This window comes from Pseudoalteromonas luteoviolacea CPMOR-1 (assembly GCF_001625685.1).
In the GTDB taxonomy this organism is placed as follows: domain Bacteria; phylum Pseudomonadota; class Gammaproteobacteria; order Enterobacterales; family Alteromonadaceae; genus Pseudoalteromonas; species Pseudoalteromonas luteoviolacea_K.
Window position 1 is genome coordinate 161,290 of the sequence record NZ_AUYC01000051.1, and the last position, 15,631, is coordinate 176,920.

Sequence of the window (15,631 nt, forward strand, 5' to 3'; positions counted from 1 at the left end):
TTTACAATAAAACCAAACATCAATAACAAATCAAAAACAACTTACCACTTTAATATCACCCAGTCTACATTCCGGTACAAAAATAGAGCGAAAAAGAAGAGTGTCCACTCAGTTTATGACAGATAAAATACACAAAAAACAAAAAACACGCTGTAACACACGAATAAAATGTTAATAAATTAACAATTAATTACAAAAAAACACAAAAATCTAGGCTAAAAGGTAAGAAAGAAGCGGCTATTCAGAGAAGGGCTTTAACTACATAGCACAGCTAGTAGACACCATTAGTTGAGTACCATGAACATAATAAACATATATTTCTATGTATTATTTAAACAGAAGTGAATTTTCAAAACGTAAAAACAATTGAACATAACAACATGAAATAAATAATAAAATTAACCAAAACAAATGGGTGGAAACACATCAAAAGTAATTTTTGAGGAAAGCGAATAAAGAAAAGCAACAAGGATTTGAAACTTAGATTGACTTATGATTTTTTATCAAAAAAACTATTTAAAAATGAAAGTCATCACAGTTATTTTGTAATTAAGTGTAAAAAAACGATTTTTTAAACTTTATGCATTATCTATATCTAAGAAGAGTAACCTCCCTCCTGCCTTACAACACTTTATAATCGATAAAAGACCACTTAAAGCTCAGCTTTTTAGACCTCACAGAAAGGTGAAACTAGTCATCAATAGATGTATCTCACGCTTCAGTGTTTTTTAAGAAAGAAAGCGATGGTGTAAAAATGATGAAAGCCGTTTAAGGCTAAACTCGCTTCAATAGACTTATAGAATGTTGCTCTAATCACTCTGCTTAGCCGACATCTCCTCTTTTAAGCGCATTCAGCACGATTGACCTCGTAATTGTGTCGGCTGTGACTACATTTCAAATAATATAAATAGCAAACTTGCGCTCAACTTAAGCTTGCTATGCGATTCGAATCGTAAAATCATAGCGAGCCAGCAGCCACTTAGTTTGTGGCTCTGCATTAGTACTTTCTACATTTACAGAACATCGCTTTGATGTTTGAAAAAGTATCACGATCGCATGCTAGCCTGTTTCCCTAGTAAAGAAGCAAAAATAAGTCCGATATATTTAATTGACTTCAGGGGCGTTCAAGTTAAAATAATGACATTCGAATATCATTCGAATGAAAATCAAACTGCTAATCTAGAGGTACTTGTATGGCTCCTGCGCCAAAATATGACCAACACACTCAGCAAAAGATGATCCTTTCAGCCGCCGAGCAATGTATCAATGAGTCATCAATTACTGACTTCACCATGGCAAAAGTCGCGCGTATTGCCGGACTTTCTATGGGATCTGTCTATAAATTCGTACAAAGTAAAGAAGACATCGTATTGGCCCTTGCCAACGAGTCTTTCATTCACCTCTCCAATGTATTTACCCAAGTACTGGCCCTTGAACTCACCGCACCTGAAAAAATCATCGCCATTAGCCTCATTTCACCTCAAAAACTTCAGTTATTCGAGTTTGATTACGCACTTCAAACATACGCCACCAATGAAGCTGTCATCAAAAAAGGCTCTAATTACTGGACCGGTAAAATTATTGAAGCCCAGTCTCGCTGTGAGTCTTCTTTTAAAGTGGCACTCGCCGAAGGTATTAATGCAGGAGAGCTTGAAGCTGTGCCAAACTTGTCTGAAGTCATAGAAGAGATCATCATCAGTGGCTGGGCGCTGACCGTCGGCTACGAGCAAGTACAGCGTGTACAACAAACAAAACAAATTATAGAAGGAACTGATTCTTTGCTGGCCTCACTACCACTTAATCACCCAATAATCAGAAGCTCTGTGCGTCTACTTAATAGCTACCCGTGGAAGCAACCACTTACTGACGCTTCGCTTAATCACATTGAACAACAGTTGATAGCGCTCAATCTGCGTTAATCACAAATAGGAGTAATTATGAACATTAAACGTTGGCTCACCGCTATTTTTATTGTCCTTGTTGTGATTGCCAGTCTTGGCTTCATTAAATTTAGCCAAATACAAGCGATGATTGCGTTCGGTGAATCCTTTCCTGAACCATCTGCCTCAGTGAAAAGCACCTATGCGCAAGCGGTTGAGCATACCACTCATATTAAAGTCGTTGGTCAACTACAAGCGCGTCAAAACATGACAATCAGCAATGAGTATCCGGGACAGATCACCTTTGTTGGATTTAACCCTGGTGACACGGTTAATGCAGGGGATGTATTAATCAAACTTGACACCAGTATCGATGAAGCCAATCTAAAAGCGGCAAAAGCACGCGTTAAACTGGCTAAATCAACCTATGCTCGTGTGGTCAAATTACTTGAACAAAAACGAATTAGCCCTGATGAGGTTGATCAAGCAGAAGCGAATGTCAGCATTGGCGAAGCCGAAGTACAAAACCTAGAAGCTTTAATCGCTAAAAAAACCATCACTGCACCTTTTGCAGGTCACACTGGATTTGATCAATACCAAGTGGGCCAGTTTCTCGACGTAAATAGTCAAATTACCACTATGGTAGGCAAAGATGACGCTATTTGGGTCGATTTCCATGTGCCACAAACCTTGTCTCAGCCAAGCATTGGCAGTGAAGTCAGCATCTCATTTTCAAATAACAACCAAAATGTTCAAAGCGACTATCAAGCACAGATCATCGCAAAGAAACCAAGTATCGATTTAAACTCACGCCAGCAAAGCTATCGTGCTTTGTTACCTAATACAGACAAGTTGTTTAATCACAACCAAATGGCCATGGTGAAAATCCCTTCTGCAACAGTAAACGCCGTGATGGTCCCCACCAATGCCATTACACGTAGCCACTTTGGTGAGTTTGTATACAAGTTAGAAAAAGACGATGAGCAAAACTGGCGTGCAACCCCCATTAAAGTGACGTTAGGTGACAAAGTTCAAGACAATCAAATTGTATTGTCAGGGCTCACAGGCGGTGAATTTATTGCCAGTGAAGGGGCATTTAAACTCAGAGAAAACTTATTGGTTTTTACCGAGCAAACAGCGTCAACACAAAGTGAAAACGGAGTGCAGTAATGAGCTCATTACACGAAAATAAACCCTCAATAATGGATATTTTTGTCAACCGTCCGGTGTTGGCAATTGTCTTGTCCTTATTGATTATTTTAGCGGGTGTGAATGCCGCTCGGCAGATCTCCGTTCAGCAGTATCCAAAAATTGAAAGTGCCTCGCTCGTCATCAATACCGTCTACACAGGTGCAGCGGCCGATGTTGTCAAAGGCTATGTTACCGAGCCCATAGAACGTGTGGCTTCGACTGTGCCCGGCGTAGACTACGTTGACTCTGTCACCACATCAGGGCTCAGCAAAGTAACCGCTTGGCTTGATTTGAATCACAGCACAACCGATGCCCTTGCAGAGCTAACAACACGCCTTAACCAAATTAAATTTGAGCTGCCGACAGGCGCGGAAGACCCAGCCATTCAAATTGTGCGAGCTGATAGCCCCTACGCAGTATTTTATTTAGATGTTGAATCGCAAGGCTTACCGAGAAATGAAGTCAGTGATTATCTGGTCAGAAATGTCGTGCCGTCTATGTCTGACATTCCTGGGGTGCAAAAAGTCACCCTAGAGGGCGGTAGAAACCCAGCGATGCGCGTTTGGTTAGACACAGATAAACTGGCCATTTATAACCTCAGCGCCAGCGATGTGTTTGCTGCACTGCAAGCCAACAATACCATTGCAACTATTGGTTACACCGAAAATAATCGTCAACGCATCGACTTAATGGCCAACACCAGTCTAAAAAACGTCGCTGATTTTGAGCAACTGGTTGTAAAAGAAACAGACACTGCACAGTTAAAGCTAGGCGACATTGCCGATATTGAAATTGGCGAAGCCCCCGGTATGGTGACCGCCCGTTTAGATTATCACGATACAGTATTCTTAGCTGTTTGGGCGCTACCTGGTGCCAATGAGATCAATATCGGTGATGCGCTCTATGCAAAGCTGGACGAAATCAACCAGATATTGCCTGACGGCATGCAAATCTCGATAGGTTACGACGGCACACTCTACATGCGGGATTCAATCAAGGAGATCTTTACTACCCTTGCTGAGACTGTACTCCTAGTCGGTATCGTTGTCGTTGCCATGATGGGGTCATTCAGAACCGCCATGGTGCCGCTTATCACTATTCCAATCTCTATTTTAGGTGCTATTGCGGTGATCTCAGTCATGGGATTCTCGTTAAATCTACTCACCATTTTGGCCATCGTGCTCTCGGTTGGCTTGGTCGTCGATGATGCCATTGTGGTCGTTGAAAATGTTGCTCGACATATGCGAGAAGGCAAACCCAGATTACAAGCGGCGCTGATCAGCTCAAGGCAGCTACTTGTGCCCGTCATTGCGATGACCTTAACTCTTGCCGCCGTTTATGCACCGATTGGCTTTTTAACGGGCTTAACTGGCTTCTTGTTCCGTGAATTTGCCTTTACTTTGGCCATTGCAGTCTTAATTTCAGGGCTAGTGGCTGTGACGCTTTCGCCCATCATGAGTGCCTATGTTAGCCCTGAAGGCGGCAAAGAAGGCAAGTTGACTCAAGCAGTGAATGGCTACTTTGATAGACTGCAAGCATTCTATTTCAAAAGCTTAGACACCTTGTTCCAGTGGCGTACACAAATATTTTTTGTCGCTATTGTGTTCTCACTCCTGTCAGTGCCGTTTTACTTGTTATCGCAAAAAGAACTGGCACCGATTGAAGATCAGAGCAGTGTGCAAGTGGTGATAGAAGCGCCACCTGAGTCCTCGCAGGTCTATACCGCTGAGAAAATGAATGAAACAGCACGCGTGATGAACGCGACCGAAGGCGGTCAATTTACTTGGCAAATTGTCACAGCAGCTGCGGGTTTTGGTGGTGTGGAGCTGGCCCCATATGAAGAGCGCGAAAACTCAGTGCATGACTTATTGTTTGATTTATACGGTCGTCTTGGTAGCGTCACAGGTTTAAGCTTATTCCCTATCCTACCGGCCTCTTTACCGACCGCAGGCCAGTTTGATGTCGAAGTGGTACTGAGATCCAGTGATGATGCGCAGACGATGAAGCAATACGCAGACCAAATCATTGCCAAGGCCAACGCCAGCGGCCAATTTATGTTTGTGAATACCGACCTTAAAATTGACTTACCACAGGCGGAGCTTGAAATAGATCGCTTACTGGTCGCAGATCTGGGTCTGGATCTCGCGGATGTAAATAACCAGCTGAGCGTGTTGATGTCCAACAACTTTGTGAACTATTTCAACAAAGATGGGAAAGCTTACCGCGTGATCCCAATTGTGGGTGATGATGAGCGTTACAACCCTGAAAATATTCTCGATATGCAAGTTAGAAATGACCATGGCACGCTCATTCCAGTCTCTGCGTTTGCCACTTTGCGCACCTTCACCAGCCCTCGTGTTTTGGGCTCATTTAACCAACAAGACTCGTTCAGGATCTTAGCGGGCGTGCTGCCACACATCACCAAGGAGCAAGGCCTAAGCAGTATTGAAGACATTGCCAAAGAAATCCTTCCTGCACATTACTCAATTGATTATGCGGGCGAATCAAGGCAGCTTCGTAAAGAAGGTAATACCATGGTTGGCGTACTCTTGGTCGCCATGATTGTGGTGTATTTCTTATTAGCGATTCAATTTAATAGCTTTAGAGATCCCCTTGTGGTGCTACTCGGATGTGCACCTTTGGCCTTATCTGGCGCACTGATGTTGCCGTTTTTATCGCTTACCACAGTGAATATTTACAGCCAAATCGGCCTTATTACCTTAATTGGTCTTATCGCTAAAAATGGGATTTTAATTGTGGAGTTTGCCAATCATTTACAACTTGAAGGTAAAAACAAATTTGAAGCTGTCAAAGGCGCTGCGGCAACCCGCCTTCGTCCTATCTTGATGACAACGGGCGCAACCGTGCTGGGTCACTTCCCGCTAGTCCTTGTTACAGGTGCTGGTGCAGAAGCGAGAAACAGCATTGGTATTATTCTGGTTGCGGGTATGCTGATCGGGACGTTCTTCACGCTGATTGTATTACCGCTGCTTTATGAAAAGCTAGCTACTGACCATCGAGGAGAAGTTGAGTCTGAAAAAGCGCTAAACGAAACACAGTTTGCCACTGAAATTTAAAGCAAACAGGTGCGCAGTTAATCGCTGAGCACCTAACCCTATCCACTCAGCCTAACTGCTCTCCCAATCTTCCTCGGTAACAATAAATAACAAATAGCGTTCCTATTTTAGTCCATACTTTATAGCGTAAAATTGATATTAAAGGATTTACTATGCGTTATTTACGATCAGCTGGATTAGTTATTTTGGTGACAACCTTATTTGGCTGCGGCTCAGACTCAAGTGGGCCGACAGTTCCTCAACCACCAAGCGAGCCCCAAACCGAAAAAATCGTAAAAGGTGTAGAGCTGTATTTATTTAATCGCGAACTAAACTCCACACTTTCAAAAGAAGACATTAAACGCGACGAGTCTTATCAAGAAAATACACCGATTAAATACAATCATTTAATTTTTGGATTAGACACAGTCACAGAAATAGTGACTCACAAGGCATCTTTATTTAATTTAATGCCGCCCTCACTCATCAGTAAGGCCTATGCGCTGTCACCAGTACCTGAGACAACCAAAGAAAACATCCAGTCCATCGTGATCACTTCTCCTTATGATTTTAATGAATCGGCCCCTGCTGGCAGCAACTTAAACCAATTCTTTTCAGTGTCTTTTGCCAGCTTCCCAAATCAATACTATGTCTATAAAAACGATAAACGCATCTATACCGCATTAAATGAGTACATTGAAACAGCCGATGGCGAGCCTTTAAAATCACTTGGCTTTACGACAGATTTAATTTTGAATACAGCACCAGATGTAAACTATCCGATGAGTTTTTACATTGAAATGACACTCGACGATGGCCGAGTATTTTCGCTTGAAAGTCCTGAAATTCAGTTTTTAAAAAGCAGTGAAGAATAAACCCACTGTCAGCTTTGGGCTTCATTGAAATATGCTTTAGGTAAGTGTCATTATTCAGATACACTCATTCAGACGTACTCATTATTCAAACAATGAAAAAAGGGGCCTAAGCCCCTTTGACTACAGTGACAAAAAATTAGAAATAGCCTCTAAAACCAAACGCAAAACTTCTGCCTGGCATAGGTGCTTTATCCTTTAAGAAAGAGGTGTGCACGCGTGCCTCTGTATCCGTTAGGTTGTGTCCTTTTAGATACATGACCCAGTCTTGGCCTAGTGCAGCAAAATCATAATTAATGCTGGCATCAACTAGGGTATAACCCGGTGTTACCGTTTCATGGGCTGCGATGTGAGACTGCTTCTGATATCGCACAACATCAAGGTTTACGGTGAATTCATCAAGGTTGTAGGTCAATTTAGTACCAAAGCGCACCGGTGAAACCATTGGCAAATCGCCGCCTTGATCTAAGCGTGCACGGACTAAATCTGCAAATAAAGTTGCGTGCAATGCATCTGTTGCTTGCCATGCAAACTCGGCCTCAAAACCATGTGTGATCACATCATCTGTTTTAAAGACATAAACAGGTAAACCATGATCTTCATGTTCGCCATGCTCTTCATGTTCACCATGGTCGTGCTCATCACCATGTTCTCCATGATCATGGTGGTGATCATGACCATCATCGGCCATCAAACCCGTGTTAACTTGATAATAGTAATTATCGATTTGGTTGTAGAACGCGTTCAGTACAAAACCGAAATCCCCTTCCAGCTTTCGCCAAGTTAAGTCGATATTGTGCGCGCGCTCTAAGTCAATATCCTCTGGATTTAATTCAAATGACAAGCTATCTGCTTTTTGTCTAAACAAAGCTCCCACTTCATAAGTACCAGTACCGATATGTGGACCAAACGAAAATAATTCTGATGCAGCAGGTGCACGTTCTGATCGTGATACTGAAATACCGACGTTATAGCCCGGTTGGTAATCCCACACCGCACCTGCTGATAAGCTAACAGGGGTAAATTCATGATCAACGGCAAAAACACGATCGGCGACTAAATTACCATGGTCATGGTCGTGGTCGTGGTCGTGGTCGTGGTCGTGGTCGTGGTCGTGGTCGTGGTCGTGGTCGTCATCACCTTGCAAGTCACCGCTTGATAAAACAACATTTGGCGCATCAATAGTGACGCGCTCAACACGTGCGCCCAACTGTACTAATACATCAGAAAAATGACGCTCTTCCATTAAGGCAATGGCAAAGGTTTCGCTTACCGATGGCGGTGTGAATGCCTCGGCACCTTGCGCTGAAAAGTCACTGCGCTTGTAGTGCACACTGACGCCACCGCGCCAGCCAGAGATGGGTTGATGCATCACATCTAATCGCGCTTCATGGCTTTCGTTGGCAAAAATAGTCCCCACTTCTCCATGCTCTATTTCTGCATGCTCATAATCTGTGTAAGCCGCTCTAAAGTTTGCTTCATTTAGCCATGCATGATCAAAGCTATATTTACCGATAAGCTGCCATCTGTCTTGATCTAAATCTGCATAAACCGTTGGCGCTTCATCGCCATGGCTGTGCCCTGGAATGCCATATTCACGGGTCATTTTACCGTAAGAAACACCTACATAACCTTGATCAAATAGATAGGATGTACCTACGGTGCCGCCTGATGACTCCTCAGCACTATTTTCAACGGTATAGTCACCCGATTGACTTTTTTCTGAGCCGACTTCAGCAGGCACAGGGATCTCATAATCCTCTGAGTCTCTGACATAACCATCCACATGAAACGCAAACTGCTCAACACCCGTGTTTAAGTTAAAGCTGGCTAGCTTTTGCTCATCGCCCGTGGCATGCTCAATTAATACTTCACCAAATGTGTCACTGCGCGTAGGCACGCGCTCATCTACCACATTGACCACACCACCAATTGCACCACTGCCATAAAATAGCGTTGCTGGTCCGCGAAGAACTTCGACTTGCTGGGCAGTTGAGGTTTCTGATGCTACAGAGTGATCAGGGCCAACACGAGAGGCATCGCTCACATCGAGACTGTTTTGCGTGATTAATACACGTGGGCCACTTAAGCCTCGAATAACCGGAGTACTGGCCACCTTGGCATGAAAGCTGGTGTGTACGCCTACTTGTTTTGAAAGCGTGTCACCAAGTGTTGCAGCTTGTTGCTCGCGAAGCTTGTCGCCAGACAATACGCTCACTGGCATTGAAGATTCCATCATCGACGCATGAAATGGAGACGCTTTGACATCGAGCACTTCAATCGCTGACGCATTTAAAGTTACTAACACATTACTTGTGCCTGTGCTTGATGCAGCTACTACTTTATTTTGATGAGCAAAACCAGATGCCGTGATATGTAGTTCAACATCACCACTTGAGTTTGTCTGCAAAACAAACTTACCGTTACTGTCTGACTGGGCTGTTCGCTGTGAACCCATGACCGATACGGTCGCATTGGCAACTGCATTACCATCTTGATCTTGAACCTGACCTTGGATGTTTTGCGCATAAGCGTGGACTGATAACGGCGCGATTAAGCCTAGCATCAGTGGTGAAAGTTTAAACATAATCATCTCATCTTAATAATTGTTATAATATAACATCGCACAACTTAGTGATTTGCAAGTTTTTTTATCCTGTTTTTTGTAGACATCATCGAAGATTCATATTCACTTTACCCACAGCAATAACGCGTACTTGCGCAGCCATAACCAATATAAATCAATAAAATCATAATCTTAATAATTTGTTGCAATAATTGAGAGAAATATAATTGCATTTATTTTGTTACAATATAACATATCATGCAATTCAATAGTTCAGGTACATTGCGCAAAGAACGCACAGAACATCATGCTTAAAGCGACTCCCAACCAACTTTTTGCATGAATGTTTTTTTAAAAAAAGCCTCAACCATTGCATTAAATATTCAGTACACACTTATCTCGGAAGTACACTATGATAAAGAAAACAATCGCATTGGCCGTCAGCTCGGTAATATTACTCGGCGCATGCAATAGCCAAAACGCAACTCAGCTAATGACAAACACACAAGCAACTGCGCAAAAGACAGCACAAAACCCGCTAATGAGCCCAAGCGCATTGCAGTATCAAGCACCGGACTTTACGGTCATTAAAGATGAGCACATCGCCCCTGCATTTGAACTTGGCTTTACACAGCAGCTTCAAGAAGTCGATGACATCATTGCGCAAAATACAGTGACATTTGAAAATACCATTGTTGCCCTTGAAAAAAGCGGTGCACAGCTTAGCCGTGCAAGTGCGTACTTTTCAAACGTCAGTGGCACTGACTCAAACCCAACCCGACGAGCATTAGCGCAGAAATTTTCGCCACTCATGGCTCAGCATTTCGACAATATTTATCTAAACGATAAGCTATTTGCGCGTGTGCAAGAGATCCATGATAAACGCACCACTTTAAACCTTGACCCCGAGTCAGTAAGACTCATTGAGGTGTACTACAGGCGCTTTGTCAGAGCGGGGGCTAAGCTAAACGAATCACAAAAAACGCAGATCAGAGCACTCAACAAAGAGCACTCACAACTGACAACGCAATTTAGCCAAAACCTGCTGCAAGAAACACAAAACATTGCTGTTGTTGTTGAAGACAAAGCACAGCTTAAAGGCTTAACAGACGCGCAAATTGACGTCATGGCAACGGCTGCTGAAAAAGCGGGCCACAAGGGTAAATACCTCATTAGCATTACCAATACCACGCGCCAGCCAATCCTTGCACAGCTAGAAAACCGTGATTTAAGAGAGCGCGTATGGCTTGCTTCTGCAAACCGTGCACAAACTGGCAAAACCAATAACACTGAGATAGTCAGTCGCCTTGCGCAGATTCGTGCAACACGCGCTCAAATACTTGGCTTTGATAGCTGGGCCGATTATGGTTTATCTGATCAAATGGCGCAGAATCCACAAGCGGTATTTGACATGTTTTCTGGCATGACTGAGCAGTTAATGAAAAACGCGGCACAAGAGACTCAGGCAATTCAAGACAAAATAACGCAAAACGGTGAAAGCTTTAAAGTGCAACCATGGGATTGGGCATTTTATGCTGAGCAAGTGCGCCAAGATAAGTTTGCGTTAAATGAAAGCAGTGTTAGACCTTATTTTGAGTTTAACCGTGTGTTGGAAGACGGCGTATTCTTTACCATGAAAGAGCTATACGGTATCGAGTTTAAACTGCGCCCAGATTTACCTGTCTATCACCCAGAGGTTAAAGCGTATGAAGTTTTTGACCACGATGGCAAGAGTCTAGCAATTTTCTATGCAGACTACTTTGCTCGTCAGGGTAAAAGTGGCGGTGCTTGGATGAATTCATTTGTTGATCAGTCGCATTTACTTGAGCAAAAACCTGTGGTCGTGAACGTGATGAATATTGCCAAAGCGCCTGAAGGACAGCCTACCTTGCTAAGCTATGGCGAAGTCACGACCATCTTCCATGAGCTTGGGCATGGCATTCACGGCATGCTGTCGGATGTAAACTATCCTTCTTTGTCAGGCACGTCGGTTTCAAGAGACTTTGTTGAGTTTCCATCTACCTTTGAAGAAGACTGGGCCATTCACCCAAAAGTTATTGCTAATTACGCCAAGCACTACAAAACTAACGAGCCAATCCCACCAGCCTTACTTGATAAGTTAGTGCGCTCACGTAGCTTTAACCAAGGCTTTGATACCCTAGAATACGTTGCTGCTGCACTGGTAGACATGGAATGGCATTCACTCAAACCAGAGGAAAAAGTAACCGACTTAGAAGCGTTTGAGCAAAAGGTATTGAAAAAGCACGGCTTGTACGTACCGCATATTCAACCACGCTATAAATCTGCCTATTTTTCACACTCAATGGGCGGCGGTTACTCAGCAGGTTACTACGCCTACATGTGGAGTGAAATCCTAGCGGCAGATGCATTCGCTTACGTGCAATCACAAGGAGGCTTAAACAGAAAAATTGGCGACCACTACCGCAAAAATATTCTAGAGGTGGGTAACTCACGCCCATTAATGGAGTCTTACAAAGCATTTAGAGGTCAAGCCCCGACGACCGATGCGCTATTGAAGCGTCGCGGTTTGAGTAGCAATTAAGCTCATTGAACGCTAGACATATCAGTTTATAAGTGGCCTCGTATGGGGCCGCTTTTTTGTGGGTAATAGTTTTGTGTTAGAAGCGGAGCTTCTCGCGCAACTCGTGTATGCTCCAAAAAGTGTTTAGTCGGATGCCTCAAAAGAATAGCGGCCATTAGAAATGTTTACTTTAAAGCACTGATGTTATGTTCAGTTGTTTTGTGTTTCTTCTATAGTCAAGCAAACGACCTATTGGGTCGTTTTTAACCTTTCTATATTTTCTACAATGCTTAAAAGTATATCTTTAGCAACAAGTTAGTTCTTGTGATAGAACTGGTACAATGATAAAAATGACCCGAGGCTCGGTAGAAAAACGACCTATTGGGTCGATATTAAATTGGACATAATTAGTTTTATTGGAACATTTGTTGGTTTATTAGGTTTCGGTTTTGCGCTTTGGCAACATCACCAAGTTAAAAAGCTCAGTGAACACATAAGAGCGAATAACTGGTTTATGTACCAGAGAATCAATAATGCAAATGTTACTATTCAATTAGCTTTAGAACTGTATAAAAAGAAGCAAGATTTAGATAATGATGTATTAGAACAGTTAGCAAGAGCTGATGCATGTGGGCAAGAAGTCTTCAAAGAAATAATTAAGTAAATTCAGATACATGAACCACATTTTACTGAAAAGACATTTTATTAGATTGAAGTCTGAGAGTAAATTAGCAGACTTCAAATATGAATTATTTAAACAGTTTCCTTTGGATGAAAAGTTAAATGTTTTAAATATACCCCCTAACAAATAAATAATGGTATGAATGCTCTTATGAAAATATTAAATGCATTATTATTGGGTTTGATTTTTTCAATTGCTCAGGCTCAAGAACACTTAGTTCCAGAGCCATCAATATATTCAAACACCCAAATTTCTCGTGATTATCATTTATATGTAGCACGAGCTTTTAAAAAATCGTTTTCTAGCGATGTGATTTTAAAGGTAGTATCAATTCATTCTTTTCATCCAGAATCAGTCTTATTCTTAAAAAGTGTAGATAAAAGATATTCACTCGTATTTTTAAAGGCCGAATCTCATTACTGGCAAACGTATCGCAACAATGTACCTGTTCATCCCATAGAAAAGTGCAGTATTTCCATTTCGAAACAATTGGCACTTCAGTTGGAGAAGGTTTGGTCAACAGAATTATTAAACGCTAGATACCCATCGGATATGCGCCAAGGAATGGATGGTACTACTTATTATTTTTCTACGCCAAATATGGCTGGGAAAACTTGGAGCCCTGATAAAAATACGCCAATGGGAAAATTGGTTAACTTAGTTTACGAGCTTCAAAAAATGTGCCTTTCCAATAGTGATACAAGTAAAGTTAACAACGCGCTTGAGATGCTTGCGGTAAAGTAATGCTAACAAGTTAATTAAACCGAAAAAAAACCAAATGGGACAGGCATAAATTCTTCTCTGTTGATATTTTGGTGTATATAATCTTTCTGTAATTTTTGTAGTTTAGAGAAATATTGCATTTAAAATTTAACTATACATTATAGACTCAATTTTTCAGTGTTTGAAATATCAAGTTACGTGTTGTATTCTTTATAATTATTTCCACCCTTCCTTACATATCAATAGAATAATTTTAATAGGATATTATGAATAAAATTTTATTTTTAAGTTTATTGTTTAGTTCTTCTGTTATTGCAAATGTACATTATGCGACAGGAAAAATCGCAGATATTGTTGTCGGAGATGATATTGCTGGCAAGGCTGTAATCTATATAGAGAACTTTTCTGAAGCCAATACATGCCCTAAATTTACGGCTAAAAACTTAGTCATCGCATCATTACCAGAAAGTAAATATTCTGACTCACTATTTAGCGCCGCATTAATGGCATATGCGTCAAACAAGGAAGTGAAAATAAGGGTCGATGAGACTAAAAGAGATGCAAATGGATGGTGTGAAATAACCCAACTTCGCGTTAATAAGAATTTTTAATTTATTGAGTATTTTATATTGACTCATTAATTTCAATGGTATTTTTTTCACCAAAACCGTGCAGTTTTACACGAAGAATAGCTCTAATCTTGGTTCCCACTAGGCCGTTAAAGTGCCTGACATATAGTTAACCTTATGTAAATCAAGAAGTTGCTTTTCCACTTCTTGGTTTACCTTCGATATATTGTATTGAACCAAACCGAGTAAACTAAATAGCAACTAAATGGGACAACTAAATGGGACAGGCACAAATTTATTGCTTAAATCGAGCTATTTAACTACTGTTTAAATATCCAGTTTAAAATTGAGTTAAATAGGAATGACAAGAGAACGGAAAGCACTGATAGATTTGTCGTCGACGTCTTATTACCACTTGATAGCACGGTGTGTACGCCGTGTTTTTTTGTGCGGAGACGATGAATACACTGGTAAAAACTTTGATCACAGACGAACTTGGTTAGTCGAGCGACAACTAAATGGCAACTAAATGGCAACTAAATGGGACAGGCACAAATTTATTGCTTAAATCGAGCTGTTTAACTACTGTTTAAATATCCAGTTTAAATTTGAGTCAAATAGATATGACAAGAGCACGGAAAGCACTGATAGATTTGTCGTCGACGTCTTATTATCACTTAATAGCGCGGTGTGTACGCCGCGCTTTTTTGTGCGGAGACGATAAGTACACTGGCAAAAACTTTGACCATAGACGAACTTGGTTAGTCGAAAGAGTAAAGCTGCTCAGTCGTGTATTTGCCATTGATATAGCGGCTTATGCCATTATGAGTAATCACTATCATTTGGTGGTCAAAGTGAATAGACAGCAAGCACTTAGTTGGTCAAATAATGAGGTAATATCTAGATGGTATAGGTTGTACAAGGGAAGCCCTATCATCGATAAACTGCTAAACGATGATGCTCTTAGTGAGGCGGAGCTGTTGCTTGTATCTGAGTTAGTTGAAAAGTGGCGAGCTAGGTTGTATGACATCAGCTGGTTTATGAAAAACCTTAATGAGTTCATTGCAAAAGAAGCAAACAAGGAAGATAACTGCACGGGTAAATACTGGGAAGGGCGGTACAAGTCTCAAGCCTTACTTGACGAAACAGCGCTGCTCAGTTGTATGGCCTATGTAGACTTAAATCCAATTCGAGCCAACAAGGCAAATAATCTGGAAGATAGTGATTTCACATCGATTCAAGAGCGCATCCAGCACTTTAAAAACACCAAATCAAACGCAAAGAAATCAAATCTAAATGAAGCCAAGAGCCAAGCAAAACAACCTAAATCTCTAAAACCGTTTGGTGCGAGAGAGCATGCAAACACAATACCTTTCTCATTAATTGACTACCTTGAGCTAGTTGACTGGACGGGCCGGCATATTCACTCCAATAAGAGAGGATACATACCAAAAAGCATGCCCAATATTCTAGTTTCACTGAAAATTGAAGAAGTGACATGGTTGGATAGGATACAAAATTTTGGAAGACACTACGGTAACTTCGCAGGT

Annotated in this window: 11 protein-coding genes; 10 read left to right on the forward strand and 1 reads right to left on the reverse strand. The window is 41.6% G+C overall.

The window, feature by feature from the left end; translation table 11 throughout:
- The first annotated feature begins 1,193 nt into the window (after nucleotides 1–1,193).
- From N473_RS20435 to N473_RS20450, 4 genes are all read left to right on the forward strand, one after another.
- Nucleotides 1,194–1,919: a TetR/AcrR family transcriptional regulator gene (locus N473_RS20435; protein WP_063369531.1), complete on the forward strand. Its 726-nt coding sequence runs from the start codon at nucleotides 1,194–1,196 to the stop codon at nucleotides 1,917–1,919.
- 18 nt (nucleotides 1,920–1,937) lie between these two features.
- On the forward strand, nucleotides 1,938–3,050 hold the full coding sequence (locus N473_RS20440; RefSeq protein ID WP_063369532.1) for an efflux RND transporter periplasmic adaptor subunit: 1,113 nt from the start codon (nucleotides 1,938–1,940) through the stop codon (nucleotides 3,048–3,050).
- The gene (locus tag N473_RS20445; protein WP_063369533.1) at nucleotides 3,050–6,148 is read left to right on the forward strand and encodes an efflux RND transporter permease subunit; all 3,099 of its coding nucleotides are present in this window, start codon (nucleotides 3,050–3,052) and stop codon (nucleotides 6,146–6,148) included. The genes N473_RS20440 and N473_RS20445 overlap by 1 nt, the downstream gene beginning before the upstream one ends.
- A gap of 152 nt (nucleotides 6,149–6,300) precedes the next feature.
- Entirely contained in the window at nucleotides 6,301–7,002 is a 702-nt protein-coding gene (locus N473_RS20450; RefSeq protein ID WP_063369534.1) for a hypothetical protein, read from the forward strand.
- Between the two features lie 136 nt (nucleotides 7,003–7,138).
- Here the strand turns inward: N473_RS20450 and N473_RS20455 are convergent, their stop codons facing one another.
- The gene (locus N473_RS20455; protein WP_063369535.1) at nucleotides 7,139–9,586 is read right to left on the reverse strand and encodes a TonB-dependent receptor; all 2,448 of its coding nucleotides are present in this window, start codon (nucleotides 9,584–9,586) and stop codon (nucleotides 7,139–7,141) included.
- 391 nt (nucleotides 9,587–9,977) lie between these two features.
- Between N473_RS20455 and N473_RS20460 the strand changes: the two genes are divergently transcribed.
- The 6 genes from N473_RS20460 to N473_RS26790 form a co-directional block, all read left to right on the forward strand.
- Nucleotides 9,978–12,128, forward strand: coding sequence for a M3 family metallopeptidase (locus tag N473_RS20460; RefSeq protein WP_063369536.1), 2,151 nt, complete (start codon nucleotides 9,978–9,980; stop codon nucleotides 12,126–12,128).
- A 376-nt stretch (nucleotides 12,129–12,504) separates the two neighbouring features.
- Nucleotides 12,505–12,771 carry a hypothetical protein gene (locus N473_RS20465; protein ID WP_063369537.1) on the forward strand — a complete coding sequence of 89 codons (267 nt, stop codon included), beginning with the start codon at nucleotides 12,505–12,507 and terminating at the stop codon, nucleotides 12,769–12,771.
- 168 nt (nucleotides 12,772–12,939) lie between these two features.
- Nucleotides 12,940–13,533, forward strand: coding sequence for a hypothetical protein (locus N473_RS20470; RefSeq protein WP_063369538.1), 594 nt, complete (start codon nucleotides 12,940–12,942; stop codon nucleotides 13,531–13,533).
- A gap of 245 nt (nucleotides 13,534–13,778) precedes the next feature.
- Nucleotides 13,779–14,123 (forward strand): hypothetical protein, encoded by a 345-nt coding sequence (locus N473_RS20475; RefSeq protein ID WP_063369539.1) that lies wholly within the window; start codon nucleotides 13,779–13,781, stop codon nucleotides 14,121–14,123.
- Nucleotides 14,124–14,442: 319 nt separating this feature from the next.
- Complete coding sequence (locus N473_RS26000; protein ID WP_081221314.1) at nucleotides 14,443–14,610, forward strand: transposase; 168 nt, start codon at nucleotides 14,443–14,445, stop codon at nucleotides 14,608–14,610.
- A 94-nt stretch (nucleotides 14,611–14,704) separates the two neighbouring features.
- Nucleotides 14,705–15,631 (forward strand): transposase (locus tag N473_RS26790; protein WP_063369540.1); only part of this gene is annotated, 927 nt, incomplete at its 3' end.